Below are 15,581 nucleotides of genomic sequence, written 5' to 3' on the forward strand. Positions count from 1 at the left end.
AGTCATGGGTTTAAAAAGTAAATTACATAACTTAAAACTGAAGTATAAAGATAAAAAGATGGCGCCTGCATTTAATGCGCTTCATACTTTTTTATACTTGCCAAATGAAACTACACATTCTGGAGCACACGTTCGTGCAGCAGATGACCTTAAACGTACCATGAACACGGTAATAATGGCATTGGTGCCTTGTTTGATATTTGGTATGTTTAATGCCGGGTATCAACACTATTTGGCTTTAGGTGAAATAGAGGCGGTTTCTAATGGCTTCTTTAGTGCTTCCTTTTGGTCTCTAGATAACTTAGTCATAGGTTTATGGCAAGTTTTACCGTTGGTTGTTGTATCGTACGGAGTAGGATTGGCAGTAGAATTTTTGTTCGCAGTGATCAAAGGACATGAGGTTGAAGAGGGATATTTGGTAACCGGAATGTTAGTGCCATTGATTGTTCCTGTAGATACTCCATTATGGATGTTAGCAGTTGCCGTCATATTTGGTGTGGTGATAGGAAAAGAGGTATTCGGTGGAACAGGTATGAATATTTTGAATCCCGCTTTAACTATTAGAGCATTTCTATTCTTTGCATATCCTACTTGGATGTCTGGTGATAAAGTATGGGTACATGGGGCTGTAGAAAGAGCTAATAAGATTGCTGATGGAGCAGAATTAGATGCGATCTCTGGAGAAACAATACTTGGTGGATTAGCACAGGGGAAAAATATTTTAGGTTCTGGTGAAGCTACATATTCTTTGGCAGATGCCTTTTATGGTTTTATACCAGGATCAGTAGGAGAAACATCTGCATTATTAATATTAGTCGGAGCAGCTTTCTTAATTTTCACGAAAATAGGAAGCTGGAGAATTATGGTAAGTGCTGTATTAGGTACTTTATTGATGGGATTAATATTTAATGGCGTGACAAATGCAGGATGGATAGCAGAGTCCAGTAAATTTTATGCATTGATGAATCTGGAGTTCTGGAAACACTTAATTGTAGGAGGAATAGCATTTGGTATTGTTTTTATGGCTACGGATCCCGTAACAGCCTCACAAACCAATAAAGGGAAATGGATTTATGGATTCTTGATCGGATTTATTTCCGTTTTAATTCGTGTGTTTAACCCAGCATATCCAGAAGGAGTATTTTTAGCAATTTTATTGATGAATGTATTTGCTCCTACTATTGATCATTATGTGGTTCAAGGAAATGTTAAGAAAAGAATGAAACGTCTAAAATTAAAAACAGCTTAGTAATGGCGATTAATACAGATAAAAATTCATATACAATCATTTTTGCTGTGGCGATGGTGGTTGTGGTAGGTACGCTGTTAGCAGGTATTTCTTCAGTTTTGAAACCTAATATTGCAGCCAATAAAATAACAGAAAAACAGCAGAATATTTTATTTGCGATGGGTGTTACGGATACAGAAGATCCTAATGAGTTTGTACCTGCAGAGAAAGCGCAAGAGTTGTTTGATCAATATGTGGGAGATGAACAATATATCATTGTTGGAGATTCTGCAAAGAAAACAACGGAAGCGTTCAGCATAGAAGTTAAAAAGGAAAATGATAAGATAAAGCAAGATCCCGATTATCAGCGAAAAATGCCTTTATTTATTGGTAAAAAAGATGGGCAAGAATATTATGTTGTTCCTATGAGAGGAAATGGTTTATGGGATGCCATCTGGGGGTATGTCTCTTTAGATAGGGAATTCAAGACTGTAAAAGGAGCATTTTTTGATCATAAAGGAGAAACTCCAGGTTTAGGAGCTAATATTAAGGAGGCTTATTTTAGAGATGACTTTATTGGAGAAAGTATTTTAGATGCATCTGGAAATTATGCAGGAATTACTGTAAAGAAAGGTAATGCAGACCCTAAAAATGTAGATAAAAATGATAACGCCGTAGATGCTATGGCTGGTGCTACGATCACAGGAGATGGTGTGACAGCAATGGTAAAAAAAGGAATCAAAATGTATCAACCTTATTTCGAAACTTTAAAAAAATAACAAATGGCTGAAGTAACAGAAGAAAACGTTGAAGTAAAAGTAAAAGAGCCTAAAGAGCCATTGTTTTCTAAGAAAAACAAAAAATTACTAGTAGATCCGCTAGCTGATAATAACCCTATCACGATACAGGTATTAGGTATTTGTTCTGCATTAGCAATTACAGCACAATTGAAACCCTCTATCGTTATGGCGATTTCGGTTATTTTTGTGATGGCAATAGGAAACGTAGTGATTTCCTTAATGCGAAACATTATACCTTCCAAAATCAGGATTATTGTTCAGTTGGTAGTGGTAGCTGCTTTGGTAATAATCGTTGATCAGGTATTAAAAGCATTTGCTTATACATTAAGTAAGGAACTATCTGTGTTCATTGGTCTGATAATTACTAATTGTATTATAATGGGACGTTTCGAAGCATTTGCCCTTGGTAATGGTGTGTGGAAATCATTCCTAGATGGAATTGGTAATGCTGCCGGTTATGGATTGTTGTTGATAGTTGTTGCTTTTTTTAGAGAATTGCTAGGCTCCGGAACATTGTTTGGTGTGGAAATTTTGGGTAATCCTATCGATAAAACAGGTGTATATGCCTTTGGATATGAAAACAATGGTTTTATGGTATTGGCGCCGATGGCTCTGATTACTGTAGGAATTATCATTTGGATTCAGAGAAGTAGAAATAAAGCATTAATTGAAGATCATTAAAATAAAGAAACATGGACTATTTAGAATTATTTTTAAAATCGATCTTTATTGACAATATGGTATTCGCATTCTTTTTAGGGATGTGTTCATACCTTGCTGTATCTAAGAAGGTTTCTACGGCTGTAGGGCTTGGTGCTGCGGTTATATTTGTTTTAGCGATAACAGTGCCTTTAAACTTTTTGTTAGATAAATATATTCTCAGAGAAGGTGCGTTAACGTGGTTAGGACCAGAATATGCAGATTATGATCTAAGTTTCTTAACCTTTATTTTATTTATTGCCACCATTGCAACAATGGTACAATTGGTAGAAATAATCGTAGAAAAGTTTTCACCTTCATTATACAACTCTTTAGGTATTTTCTTACCGTTAATTGCTGTAAACTGTGCGATCTTGGGTGGGTCGTTATTTATGCAACAGAAAGAATTTGCTACGATTTCTCATGCTGCAGTGTACGGTGTTGGATCAGGAATCGGATGGTTCTTGGCAATTCTTGCGATTGCCGCGATTAGAGAAAAAATTAGATACTCTAATGTACCAGCGCCATTAAGAGGATTAGGGATTACTTTCATTCTCACCGGACTTATGGCGATCGGCTTTATGAGTTTCGGAGGAATGCTAACTGGAGGAGATGAAGAGGAAGCAAAGAAAGAGAAAACTGTTCAGGTAGAAGAAAAAACTACCAAAGAAGTAGCAGAAAATACTAACGTTTCAATACTTAAATAATATGATATTTTTAGCGTCAACAATTGGAACAATTACAATCACCATCATCTCATTTTTGGTGCTTACATTGGTTTTGGTAGGGATTTTATTATTTGCAAAAGACAAACTATTACCATCAGGGCCAGTTAAAATTACCATTAATGGTGAAAAAGAGATAGAGGTTGCTTCAGGAGGTACTTTATTATCGACCTTAGGTAGTGAAAAAATATTTTTACCTTCTGCTTGTGGAGGTGGTGGAACATGTATACAGTGCGAATGTCACGTTCTTGAAGGAGGAGGAGAAGCACTGCCCACAGAAACACCACACTTTTCTCGTAAAGAATTACAACACGGTGCTCGCTTAGCCTGTCAGGTAAAAGTAAAGCAAGATATGAACATTGAGATTCCTGAAGAAGTATTCGGAATTAAAAAATGGGAAGCAACAGTTGTTCGTAATTACAATGTGGCTTCTTTCATTAAAGAATTTGTAGTCGAGATTCCTGAGGATATGGGATATAAGGCAGGCGGATATATCCAGATTGAGATTCCACCTTGTGAAATCAAATATTCGGATATAGACATTACTGCACACCCAGAAGAGCACGATACACCTGATAAATTTCAAGCAGAATGGGATAAATTTGGTTTATGGCCTTTAGTGATGAAAAACAATGAAACTGTAGAACGTGCCTATTCTATGGCTTCTTACCCAGCAGAAGGAAGAGAAATCATGCTTAATGTGCGTATTGCTACTCCACCTTGGGATCGAAGTAAAAATGGATGGATGGATGTCAATCCAGGTGTTGCATCTTCTTATATTTTTGCACAGAAACCTGGAGATAAAGTAACAATCTCTGGACCTTATGGAGAATTCTTCATTAATGAATCTGAATCAGAAATGCTATATGTAGGTGGAGGAGCTGGAATGGCACCAATGCGTTCTCACTTATATCACTTATTCAAGACTTTACAAACAGGGCGTATCGTTACCTATTGGTATGGAGGTCGTTCTAAAAGAGAATTATTCTATTTAGATCACTTTAAACAATTAGAAGATAAATTTCCGAACTTCAAGTTTTACTTAGCATTATCCGAACCATTAGAAGAGGATAATTGGAAAGTAAAAAAGGATATCAATGACGAAGAAGGAGATGGTTTTGTAGGATTTATTCATAATTGTGTAATTGATAATTACCTGAATCATCATGAAGCTCCAGAGGATATAGAATTATATTTTTGTGGACCGCCATTAATGAATAAAGCAGTTCAAAAAATGGGAGAAGATTTTGGTATTCCTGATGAGCATATCAGATTTGATGACTTTGGAGGATAGATACAAGATATCTTTCATAATATAAACTAAAAAAACTGATGCACTGTATCGGTTTTTTTAGTTTATATACGTAAAATAATACTATAGATGAAAAAGATTGTTTTGGTTATCACTGTAATAATTATTGCAATATTCATTTTTGGAAAAAGCTCTAAAGGAAAACATTTTACGAATCACGTGAAATGAATTATAAATAACATAATTTCAGTTCCTAATTATATTAATGAAGATGGTAATACAATTTTAAGCAGAGTAAAAGTCCCAAATGGATATAAAAGGAAAGCATATCCAAAGGGTTCTTTTCAGGAATATCTTCGTAAGTATCCTTTAAAGAAATATGGATCACCAATCATTAACTACGATGACACCAAATATTTTGCGCAACATTGGCACGATGCAATTCTAATTCTAGAAGTTCCTGTTCCTTCAAATGGATTACAGCAATGTGCGGACGCCTTAATGAGAATTAGAGCAGAGTATCTGTGGGATCAAAATAGAAAAAATGAAATCGGTTTTAATTTTACTTCTGGACATTACTGTTCTTGGAAAAAATACGCAGCAGGATATTGCCCTAGAATTAAAGGTAATAAAGTAACTTTTCATAAAACAGCTAGACCTAATTCTTCTAAATCAAATTTTTATAAGTACTTAAGTTTAATTTATACATATGCCGGAACCTTGTCATTACATACAGAATTGCCAAAAGTGAAAATAAAAGATTTAGCTATTGGCGATATGTTGGTAAATCCAGAAACGCCGGGTCATATAGAGATTATTGTAGATGAGATCATCAATCTTGAAGGTGATAAGATGTTTTTATTGGCTCAGGGAAATACTCCTGCGCAGAATGTGTGTCTACTTAAAAACTTTGAAGATACCAGTATATCACCTTGGTATAGGTTTGAAGAAGGTAAACCGGTATATACTCCTAGTTATTATTTTGAAGAATCCGTATATATTAGGTTTAAATGATGTAGTGTTTACTCAATCAAAAGATGACTTCACTCATTTTGAGTTTTATGAATGGTTAATATTGATGAGTTTTACTCTAAATAGAAAATAAGCCAATCATGAAAAAATCTTTACTACTATTTACATTTCTCATCTCTTTAACAGCGCTGTTTAGCCAAGAAGCTCCGGTCATTCAATTAAAAGACTCCACTCAGTTGAAACTCTCTGTTTTGAAGGTAGATGTAAAAATTGTAGGAAATTTTGCTACAACCACATATGATATGAAGTTCTATAATGAACACGAAAGGACTTTAGAGGGTGAATTGATGTTTCCTTTGGGTCAGGGACAATCCGTTTCTGGATTTGCTATGGATGTTAATGATAAAATGAGAGAAGCAGTTATTGTAGAAAAAGAACTGGCACGAGTTGCTTATGAAAGTACAATAAGACAAAATATCGATCCAGGTCTTTTAGAAAAAACACAAGGAAATAATTACAAAGCTAGAATCTATCCGATTTTACCCAAGGGTTATAAGAATATTGTTATTACGTACGAGCAGGAATTGTTCAACAAGAATAGTTCTAAGCTTTACGAATTACCTTTTAATTTTACGAATAATCTGGATGAATTTTTGGTTGATATAACTGTTTATGGAGATAAAAAACCACAAACCAATAATGACGATTTAATTTTTCGTCAAGAAGGAAATAAATACAAAGCATTAGTACATAAAAAGCATTATATAGCTTCTTCTTCTATAATTATTGATATTCCAAAAAGTTTAGGCTCGAGACAAGTGATCACCTACAATGATTTTTTCTATATTAATCAACAGTTAGAGCCCAATTCAAGACTAAAGAAAAAACCAAACAGTATTACGATTTTATGGGATTCTTCATTTTCCAATAACCATAGAAAAATTCAAAAAGAACTAGAGCTATTGGATTTGCACTTTAACTATTTACAAAATGTCAAAGTTCAATTTATAGCATTTAGCAACTCCATACATAACAATAAAGAGTTTAGAGTTACTAATGGAAATTGGTCGATTTTAAAAGAACAAATAGAAAAGCTAGCATATGACGGAGGTACTTCTTTAGGTTTCTTAGATAGTATGAAAATAAAATCCGATGAGATTTTGCTTTTTACGGATGGATTAATCAATCTGGGTAGTTTTACCAAGACAATTAATAGAAGTATCTATACTATTAATTCTTCTGTTTCCGGAGATCATGAATATATGAATAAAATAGCCACGACTTCTGGAGGGAATTATATAAATCTTACTAGATTTTCTACCGGGAATGCTTTAGAAATTTTAAAACATGAAACCTACCAGTTTTTGGGAATAAGGGAAAATGATACAGTAGAAGAAGTGTATCCTACTCAAAATACGAATGTTCTATCCGATTTTTCTTTATCCGGTAAGTTTAAAGAAAATACTACAATCAAATTACTCTTTGGATATAGGAATAAAGTAACAGAAGAAATTAAAATTTCCATTACTCCGGAAACAGAAGATAAAACTATAAAAAGACTTTGGGCAAAGCAAAAACTTGCATTTTTAAATAAGGATAAAAAAGAGAATAAGAAAAAAATTATCTCTTTGGCGAAACAGTATAAGCTAATCACAGAATACACTTCTATGTTGATTTTAGATAGAATAGAAGATTATGTTAAATACCGTATAGAACCTCCACAAGAGTTAAAAGCTGCCTATAAAGAGCGAATTGCGAATATTGAGGAAGAAGAACGCTATAAAAGAGAAGAAATAGAAGAGAGAAGAGCAGATTTGTTTAAAGGTTATGAGAATTTATTAGCGTGGTATGCTACAAGTTTTCCTAAAAAAGTAACAAAACAAGGAAGTCGAATTAATTCTAATAGTGAAAACAGCAATTCCCCTTCTCAAAATAGTACTATAAATACGACTACAGCGCAAAACGAAGCTAACACCAATATAACCACACCCACAACACCTGCGCAATCCGTGACCAATCCTATAGATCCTTCAAAAAGAATTATATCCGGAACAGTTACCGATAATAACGGTCTTCCGTTACCAGGTGTAAATATTGTGATTAAGGGAACTACAAATGGTACTCAAACTGATTTTGATGGTAATTTTAGTATGAATGCAGAATCCCAACAAGCGTTAGAAATCTCCTATATAGGTTTTGCTTCTAAAGAAATTACTATTGAAAATTCTAATATTCTACAAATTAAATTGGCAGAAGATGCATCACTTTTAGAAGAAGTAGTGGTAACTGGTTATGGGACTCATAAACGAAAATCGATGACAACATCAGTCGCAACTGTAACAACCCAGTCACTTGCTGGAGCTGTTGCTGGAGTTCGTGTAGAAAGACCCCAGCCAAGAGCAAATTCATCTGTGGTAGTTAGGGGTGTTTCGTCCATTACTTCAAATGCTGAACCTCTTTATATTGTTGATGGCATACCTGTTCAGGGAAATCCAACAGATAAATTACTACCGGGTGATATAGAATCTATACAGGTGTTAAAAGAAGAAAGTGGAGTAGCTTTATATGGTTCTGCCGGGAACAATGGTATAATTGTCATTATCACTAAAGAAGGGAAAGAGAACAACTCAGAAAAAATTGAAGAATTAAATCAAAAAATTTCAGAAAAAATAGAATTAAAGTCTTGGAATCCAGAAGTTCCATATCTGAAGATTTTGTCAAAGGAAAAGACTGTTGATTTAGCATATGACAAATATTTAGACATCAGAAGTCAATACACGAATACTCCTTCATTTTATCTTGATGTGGCAGACTTTTTTGATAGCAAAGAAGCTCCTACACTAGCAATCAAAATAGTAACTAATCTGATTGAAAAAGACTTGGATAACCCTGAATTAATGAGAGCATTGGCGTATAAGTTAGAATATTTTGGTCGATACGATCTTGCGGTGGTAGTATATGAAAAAGTACTAGAACTAAGAACTGAAGAACCTCAATCTTATAGAGATTTAGCATTAGCTTATGAGGTTGTAGGAGCGTTTCAAAAGAGTTTTGATTTACTGTATAAAATATACAGAGGAGACTTGTTAGAAAAAGATGAAGACGAACGATTTTCAGGAATTGAACAATTGGCTTATGTAGAACTCAATAGATTGGTATATAAGTATAAAAAGAAACTTAAATTACCAAAATCTGCAGAGAAGATCTTTAAAGAAATTCCCGTAGATGTAAGAGTGGTAATTGATTGGAATCATAATGATACAGATATAGACTTATGGGTAATAGATCCGAATGAGGAAAAAGGGTATTATAGTAATTCGGAAACAGAAATAGGAGGTAGACTATCTGAAGATATGACTGAAGGGTATGGCCCTGAGGAGTTTATGCTTAAAGATGCTGTAAAAGGGAATTATAAAGTTATGATTGATTATTTTGCAGATAATGTTCAAAAAATATCTGGTCCAACGATCCTGAAAGTAACAATGTTTACAAACTATGGAAAGAAAAATGAATCAAAAAAAGTAAGTATTGTAAGGTTAGGTGAACAAGAGGAGGAAATTGAGATTGGAAGTTTAAAATTTTAAGAAAAATAGCTTCAATAAGATTCAAAATAGTTAGTTCTACTTTTTGTGATTTTTGCAAAACTAAAAACTTGTTTTCTTATTTATTACAAGTTAGAGGTGGGCTTAGATGCTATATTTACACCGGTTTTAATAAATATAGAATATGAAAAAGTTTGTTTTAAATAGTTTAGTTATTATTATAATTCAATTATTAATCTCTTGTGACACTGATGATGGTCAAGCCTCAGTAGTAACCACTATTAAAGGACGTGTATATGATGTAGAGCGAAACGTTAATGTGGAGGATTTTAGAATAGTTCTAGGAACTGTAGAATGTAAATTCGTAAATTTTGCTTACGGTTGTCCTTCCAGCCCGATTGATTCCGTTTGGACAGATACTAATGGTAATTATTCTATAACTTATAACCATGTCCTTGGGAAAGATCACGCCCTTTTGAAGCAGTATTATGGCACTCCTTATTATACCGAAGTAATTCAGAAGGATAGTATTATTCCAGGTCAGGAAAATATAAAAGATATCGATGCCTGGTATCCCGTTATTTTAGAATTAGATTTAAAAATACGAAATAATGACTATGAACCTTTAACGATAGCTAATGGTGTTATTGAGAATGATAATATTTCGTATCTTTTTGGTTCGCAAAATGTATTTGAACAGGAAAAGGATACTTTGATTTATTTAAGAACAAAACCTAATTCAGATATTGAGGTAAGATTTACATATGCTACAGGTTATTCTAATGAAGATTTTCATAATTATAGAGAAGTTATCCAAACTGGAGTAGAGGATACCTTGAGAAAATCATATCTTATAGATTGTTCAAGTTTTTAATTAATATATTCGGTTTTTTGATGATAGTATTATCTTTGTATCGCTATGACAAGAGTACTTACCAAACAAGAGCTTCATAATCTGGCAATGAATATTGTTGGAAAAGAATTAGAAAAAAAGGGGTTTGAATTTATTGCTATTAATAGCAAATTAGGTAAACATCCGCAGTTCGTTTGTATTGATAAATCAAATCAAAGATATTTTGTGATCGTAAAAGCGATTGCTTATCCTGATAATCCACATAACTATGATATGGTTTGGATGGAAGCTTTTAAAAAGCACGCCAGAGAACAAGAGGCAAAGGTATTTTATGCAGGTGTAGGATTACAAAATTCTGAAAACCCCGCTAAACCTGTTTTTTTGAATGAAGAATATGTTCTGGAATATGCAGGGTTACAAACCATAGAAACACATCTTAATTGAATAATATGATTCGCAACCTACTTCTAATATGTTTTCTTGCTACATTTTCTTGTAAAAAAACACCAAATCAATATCTTAATTATTCAAGCGGAAATGCATTTGGTACGACATTTTCAGTTCAGTTTATAGATAAAGAAGAGATTGATCTAACACAATCTTATGATAGCATCGTATCGGTTATAAACGCTTCAATGTCTACGTATCAAGATGATTCTGATATCTCTAAAATTAATCAGGGAGACTCAACTATCGTGATTGATAACCACTTCAAAAATGTGTTTAACACATCAAAAAGAATCTATAAAGAAACAGAAGGTATTTTTGATCCTACGATTGGAGTTTTGGTAAATGCCTGGGATTTTGGACCCGAAGGTAACCTTGTTGCATTAGATAGTCTTAAAATTGATAGCTTGCTTACGACAGTTGGATTGGATAAAGTTAGCTTGCAAAAAAACAAGGTTCTAAAACAGCATCATAATACATTTATTGATTTTAATGCATTAGCGAAAGGCTATGCGGTAGATGTGTTTGCTGAATTTCTAGCGTCAAAAGGCTTTAAAAATTACTTAGTAGAAATAGGAGGTGAGATCAGAGGAAAAGGAAGAAATTTAATTAAAGAAAAAGCTTGGAAAATTGGAGTAGAAGATCCTAATTTTGATCAAACTCAATCGTATAGTAAGGTTATTTCTTTAGATAATGAAGCAATGGCAACTTCAGGAAGTTATCGCAAATTTAAGCTGGATGAACAAGGTAACAGGTATGCGCATATTATTGATACAAAAACAGGATACCCCAATAAATCCAATCTCCTAAGCGTTTCTGTAATAACGAATACCTGTATGGAGGCTGATGCATATGCCACAGCGTTGATGTCGATGGGATTAGAGAACTCTAAACAGTTTTTAAAACAATATCCAGAATTGAAAGTATACTTTATTTATGAGGATGAACAAAAAGAACTCAAAACACTTAGCATAAATAATTTTCCTAATAATTAACAGAGATGAATACTAGCGATTGAGCCATTCTTTAAAATCAGTGGTTTTTTGTCTACTCACAATAAATTCTTGACCTTTTGGATTTACAATAGAAAGTTTAATTCTATGATTAAAATAAGTATCTATTTTTTGAATTGAATTTTTAGAAATTATTTGTCCGCGGTTGATTCTAAAGAATTGGTTAGGATCAATAGAATCAAATAGTTGATCCATAGTTTCATTAATAATATATCTTTTGGCAGAAGTGACCCCAAAAGTAATACTATCCTCAGAGTAAATGTACAAAAGATCACGGATTTTGATTTGAACAAATCCGCTCCCTTCTCTTACCAATATGCCTTCACGACTATTGTTTGTAATCTGCATGCTGGTAAGAAGTTTTTTTAGAATCAATGGATCAATTGAAGGTGGTTTGTTTGACTTGGTAAATTTTGTTAATGCACGATTTAGTTCATCCTGCTGAATTGGTTTTAACAAGTAATCTATACTATTCACTTTAAACGCCTCAATGGCATATTGATCAAAAGCTGTAGTAAAAATTATAGGAACATCAATTTCAGTTTTCTGGAAAATTTCAAAACTCAGCCCATCTGCCAGTTGGATATCCATGAACACTAAATCCGGGAACACGTTTGTTTTAAACCAAAATATCGCATTTTCAACCGTATCAATGATATCTAATAACTGATATTTAAAATTACAAGCCGTAAGCTTACTCTGTAGTTGATTTGCCGCTCTTGGTTCATCTTCAATGATCAATACCTTCATAATTACTTTTTTTATCAGATAGTTTTAATAATGGAAGGGAAACAGTAAATTGATTTTTATCATTTGTAATCTCGACGGGTTTGCTGGAAATTAATGCATAACGCTTTTTAATATTTTTTAGCCCAACTTTTGTAGAAGGGATTTTAGTTGATTTAGGCTGAATTTTATTTGTTACAATTAGTAAATCATGTTGAACTCTTACTCCTATGGTTAGTGGTTTAGATTTCGAAATTACATTATGCTTAATGGCATTTTCTAATAAAAGTTGTAAACTCATTGGTATGATCTTGGCAGATAATGAGATTTCTGGAATATCCCAATCTATATATAAGTTATTTCCAAACCTTTCGGATTGTATATGAATATATGATTTTGAAAATTTCAATTCTTCACCCAATGAAATAAGATTAGCATTTCCTGACTCTAATATAAAACGATATACTGCTGAAAGTTTATCTACAAAATCTGTAGCTTCTTCTTTAGAATTTTGATCAATAATATCACGTAAGGTATTCAGTGTGTTAAAGAAAAAATGAGGTTGTGCTTGATTCCTTAGCGTATCTAATTGCGCCTGTACGATCATTTGCTTTGATTGTTCTTCTTCTCGTATTGATTTTTTTAACCGTACATAAAAATAAATAGCTTCATAAATAGCCATGGTCATAGTGCTGATTAAAATAATAGGTACTAATATTTTTGCTTTGGAAGCAGGGTTGTAGTTGATATTCCAAATAAATGACAACAAGATGCCACCAACAAAATCTACTACGATAACAGTACTAACTATAGCTAAGAAGAATAGAATAATACGCTTTCGGTTATCTTTAAAATAAGGAAATCTCTTTCTTAAAAGTATCATGATTTCACGGATGATAAACCAATCACAGGTAGAGAAGAATAACGAGATACCCCATCTAGTAATTGCTTCGGTCAGCGAATATCTTCCAAATGAATTATTAAAAAGGAAGTACGTAACAAAACTAAGGATTAGAATACCGATGATAATAAACCAAAAGTCATTAAACCCTAGATGTTTGATACGTTTCTTCTTGTTGACCAACATTTATTTTTCTATTATAGTTTAAGTAATGGAATACCTTGTTTTGCCTGATAAAAAGTGAAACCAATCCAAGAGGCATACAGTATTCCAAAAAATAATACAATAATCACCTGGTTTCTACTAGAAACTTTCCATTTTTTTGATACCCATAATGCGAATAACGGAATTATTTGTATCCCGTGCAATCCGAAAAAATGTGCTACTCTCAAATCTCCACTTATCGTACTCCAATTAATCAGAGGTAAACCTTCTGATCCATTTACGGGACCAACATTATGAGACATTTGAGAGATCATTTGACCTCCTATCCAACTACCAAAAAATACAATGAGCCAACCCAGTAGTATAGCATATTGAATTGATTTTGTTGTGTTTAATTTTAATCGGATAGTATCTAAAATAAATAATACCATGATCAATACGTTGATCCCGATTAATACACCCATAGCCATAAAAAGAATACCATCAAATAGAGTCGATTCATTATAATGTGAAGGTACACCTCTTGATGCTTGATAAAAAATAATACTCAATTCTAGTAATAATGACCAAGAAACTACATTATTTATAATATTCTTCTTTCTATTGGAGTACGGATATATAGTTGTTAAATATCCTACAGTTAGTGTGTAAATGGCTATAGATATTGAGAATTTGAGAGGTTTTATCCATACACTAACTCCATATAAAGTTCGGTCGTCTACAAAGAATGCAGATAAACATAGTAAGGCAATTATGCAATTTATCCAGACAGCCCAATAAATTATAAGGCTTTCTTTTTTTACGGTACTCAATACTTGGCGTAGATAGATCATGACTTTTCTTTTTTAACTGTTTTAAGAATCATAAAAAGTAAAAAACCAACAGGCCCAAACATGAATGTGGCGAAAAGACAAGGAGCTATTAACAATTGATGAATTCCCAATCTTTTGTTGTGATCTAGTATCCACATTCCTACGATGAGATCAAAGGCTAAATAATGTACCCAACCTGCCATTACGGCGTTTTCTTCTGTAAATAACTGCATTACAGAAGCCAGACTTCCAAAATCCATTCCTCCGCCAATTTTTATGGCCTGAAAAATGTAAATAACATATGCAAAAGATAAGAGAAGCGGGATTACTTTAAAGTCGATAAGCAATCTTGTTCCTTTCCATTTAGGTAGCAGTATCATAAGAATCCACATAGGCATAGCCGTCATATTGGCAAAAGAAAAAACATCAGCAGGAGTCATATTTGTTTAAGTTTAATTAATGATTTGATTCAATATTGACGCTAATATCTGGATGCAATGAAGAAAATAAAACACTTATATCTTTCAACCGTCGTTATTTTATGTTGAAATGTAACAGCCGTGTGTTTATCTTTAGTTACGGTAGAAGAAATGCAGTTAACCCTTTGATATGTGAATCATTATATTTTGAAATATTCCTATTGAAAAGCATCAAATTCGTAAGAAAATTTAAGCTTTATAACACACAGGAAGTATCTCTCCAGGAGCAAGACAGTATTTGAGTACTTCTTGTTTAGGTAGTTTATTGGTGTAGTCAACTTCGTGTACCTGAAAACCGATAGACCGCAATTTATTGAAATAGTCTTGCCCATATACTCGTACATGATCATACTGACCAAAAATCTGAGCACGTTTTTTAGGATCTGTGATTGTATTATCTTCAAAAGTTGTAGTTCTGCTTAAATCCTGTGGAATTTGTAAAATTGCCATTCCTCCAGGTTTTAGAACCCTGAATAGTTCGTGCATTGCTTTAGTATCATCAGGAATATGTTCTAAAACGTGGTTACAAAATATAACATCATATGCATCGTCTGGAAATGGAAGGTCACAAATATCGGCTTTTATATCAGCTAATGGTGAGTTAAGATCTGTAGTAGTGTATGCTAGATTTTCTAAATTTTTAAATCTCTTATAAAAAGCTTGCTCTGGTGCAAAGTGTAAAACTTTGGCCTTAGCTGTAAAAAAATTAGTTTCGTTTTGCAGGTATAACCAAAGTAGTCGATGACGTTCTAATGAAAGTGTGGAAGGGGAGAGTACATTTTCTCTTTGTGTACCATATCCATAAGGTAAAAACTTAGAGAAACTTCTTCCGTCGATTGGATCCGTATATTTATTTCCGCTAAGAAAAAAAGAAATGACTGGTCTTGCCAAATAACTCAAGCGAATTAAAAGCGGTCTTGGGATCGTATTTAATATAAATTTGAATAGTTTTTTCATTGCAAGAAAA

Annotated in this window: 15 protein-coding genes; 10 read left to right on the top strand and 5 right to left on the bottom strand. The window is 33.2% G+C overall.

Features of this window, described 5'->3' with window-relative positions:
* Positions 1-4 precede the first annotated feature (4 nt).
* The 10 genes from ACWGOQ_RS21980 to ACWGOQ_RS22025 all read left to right on the top strand — a co-directional run bounded on the left by ACWGOQ_RS21980 (position 5) and on the right by ACWGOQ_RS22025 (position 11,513).
* Entirely contained in the window at positions 5-1,249 is a 1,245-nt protein-coding gene (locus ACWGOQ_RS21980; protein ID WP_452059840.1) for an NADH:ubiquinone reductase (Na(+)-transporting) subunit B, read from the top strand.
* Positions 1,250-1,251: 2 nt separating this feature from the next.
* Complete coding sequence (locus ACWGOQ_RS21985; RefSeq protein ID WP_452059839.1) at positions 1,252-2,007, top strand: Na(+)-translocating NADH-quinone reductase subunit C; 756 nt, start codon at positions 1,252-1,254, stop codon at positions 2,005-2,007.
* Between the two features lie 3 nt (positions 2,008-2,010).
* Positions 2,011-2,709 carry an NADH:ubiquinone reductase (Na(+)-transporting) subunit D gene (locus ACWGOQ_RS21990; protein ID WP_452059838.1) on the top strand — a complete coding sequence of 233 codons (699 nt, stop codon included), beginning with the start codon at positions 2,011-2,013 and terminating at the stop codon, positions 2,707-2,709.
* Positions 2,710-2,720: 11 nt separating this feature from the next.
* A complete protein-coding gene (gene nqrE, locus ACWGOQ_RS21995; RefSeq protein ID WP_452059837.1) occupies positions 2,721-3,434 on the top strand; it encodes an NADH:ubiquinone reductase (Na(+)-transporting) subunit E in 714 nt (237 codons plus the stop codon).
* A 1-nt stretch (position 3,435) separates the two neighbouring features.
* A complete protein-coding gene (nqrF, locus tag ACWGOQ_RS22000; protein WP_452059836.1) occupies positions 3,436-4,746 on the top strand; it encodes an NADH:ubiquinone reductase (Na(+)-transporting) subunit F in 1,311 nt (436 codons plus the stop codon).
* Positions 4,747-4,986: 240 nt separating this feature from the next.
* The gene (locus ACWGOQ_RS22005) at positions 4,987-5,718 is read left to right on the top strand and encodes a DUF4846 domain-containing protein (protein WP_458202870.1); all 732 of its coding nucleotides are present in this window, start codon (positions 4,987-4,989) and stop codon (positions 5,716-5,718) included.
* 98 nt (positions 5,719-5,816) lie between these two features.
* Positions 5,817-9,260 (top strand): DUF2135 domain-containing protein, encoded by a 3,444-nt coding sequence (locus ACWGOQ_RS22010; protein ID WP_452059835.1) that lies wholly within the window; start codon positions 5,817-5,819, stop codon positions 9,258-9,260.
* Positions 9,261-9,402: 142 nt separating this feature from the next.
* Positions 9,403-10,092 carry a hypothetical protein gene (locus tag ACWGOQ_RS22015; RefSeq protein ID WP_452059834.1) on the top strand — a complete coding sequence of 230 codons (690 nt, stop codon included), beginning with the start codon at positions 9,403-9,405 and terminating at the stop codon, positions 10,090-10,092.
* Positions 10,093-10,137: 45 nt separating this feature from the next.
* The gene (locus tag ACWGOQ_RS22020; RefSeq protein ID WP_452059833.1) at positions 10,138-10,515 is read left to right on the top strand and encodes a DUF8840 domain-containing protein; all 378 of its coding nucleotides are present in this window, start codon (positions 10,138-10,140) and stop codon (positions 10,513-10,515) included.
* A 5-nt stretch (positions 10,516-10,520) separates the two neighbouring features.
* Positions 10,521-11,513, top strand: a complete 993-nt coding sequence (locus ACWGOQ_RS22025; protein ID WP_452059832.1) for an FAD:protein FMN transferase — start codon at positions 10,521-10,523, stop codon at positions 11,511-11,513.
* A 12-nt stretch (positions 11,514-11,525) separates the two neighbouring features.
* On the opposite strand, the gene ACWGOQ_RS22030 is transcribed toward ACWGOQ_RS22025, so the two are convergent.
* The 5 genes from ACWGOQ_RS22030 to ACWGOQ_RS22050 form a co-directional block, all read right to left on the bottom strand.
* Positions 11,526-12,281 (bottom strand): LytR/AlgR family response regulator transcription factor, encoded by a 756-nt coding sequence (locus ACWGOQ_RS22030; protein WP_452059831.1) that lies wholly within the window; start codon positions 12,279-12,281, stop codon positions 11,526-11,528.
* On the bottom strand, positions 12,262-13,344 hold the full coding sequence (locus ACWGOQ_RS22035; RefSeq protein WP_452059830.1) for a sensor histidine kinase: 1,083 nt from the start codon (positions 13,342-13,344) through the stop codon (positions 12,262-12,264). Before ACWGOQ_RS22035 ends, ACWGOQ_RS22030 begins: the two co-directional genes overlap by 20 nt.
* 11 nt (positions 13,345-13,355) lie before the next feature.
* Positions 13,356-14,156, bottom strand: a complete 801-nt coding sequence (locus ACWGOQ_RS22040) for a hypothetical protein (RefSeq protein WP_452059829.1) — start codon at positions 14,154-14,156, stop codon at positions 13,356-13,358.
* Entirely contained in the window at positions 14,153-14,575 is a 423-nt protein-coding gene (locus tag ACWGOQ_RS22045) for an ABA4-like family protein (protein WP_452059828.1), read from the bottom strand. The genes ACWGOQ_RS22040 and ACWGOQ_RS22045 overlap by 4 nt, the downstream gene beginning before the upstream one ends.
* 228 nt (positions 14,576-14,803) lie before the next feature.
* Positions 14,804-15,571: a class I SAM-dependent methyltransferase gene (locus tag ACWGOQ_RS22050; protein ID WP_452059827.1), complete on the bottom strand. Its 768-nt coding sequence runs from the start codon at positions 15,569-15,571 to the stop codon at positions 14,804-14,806.
* Positions 15,572-15,581 lie beyond the last annotated feature (10 nt).

It is taken from the genome of Aquimarina ulvae (assembly GCF_053613295.3).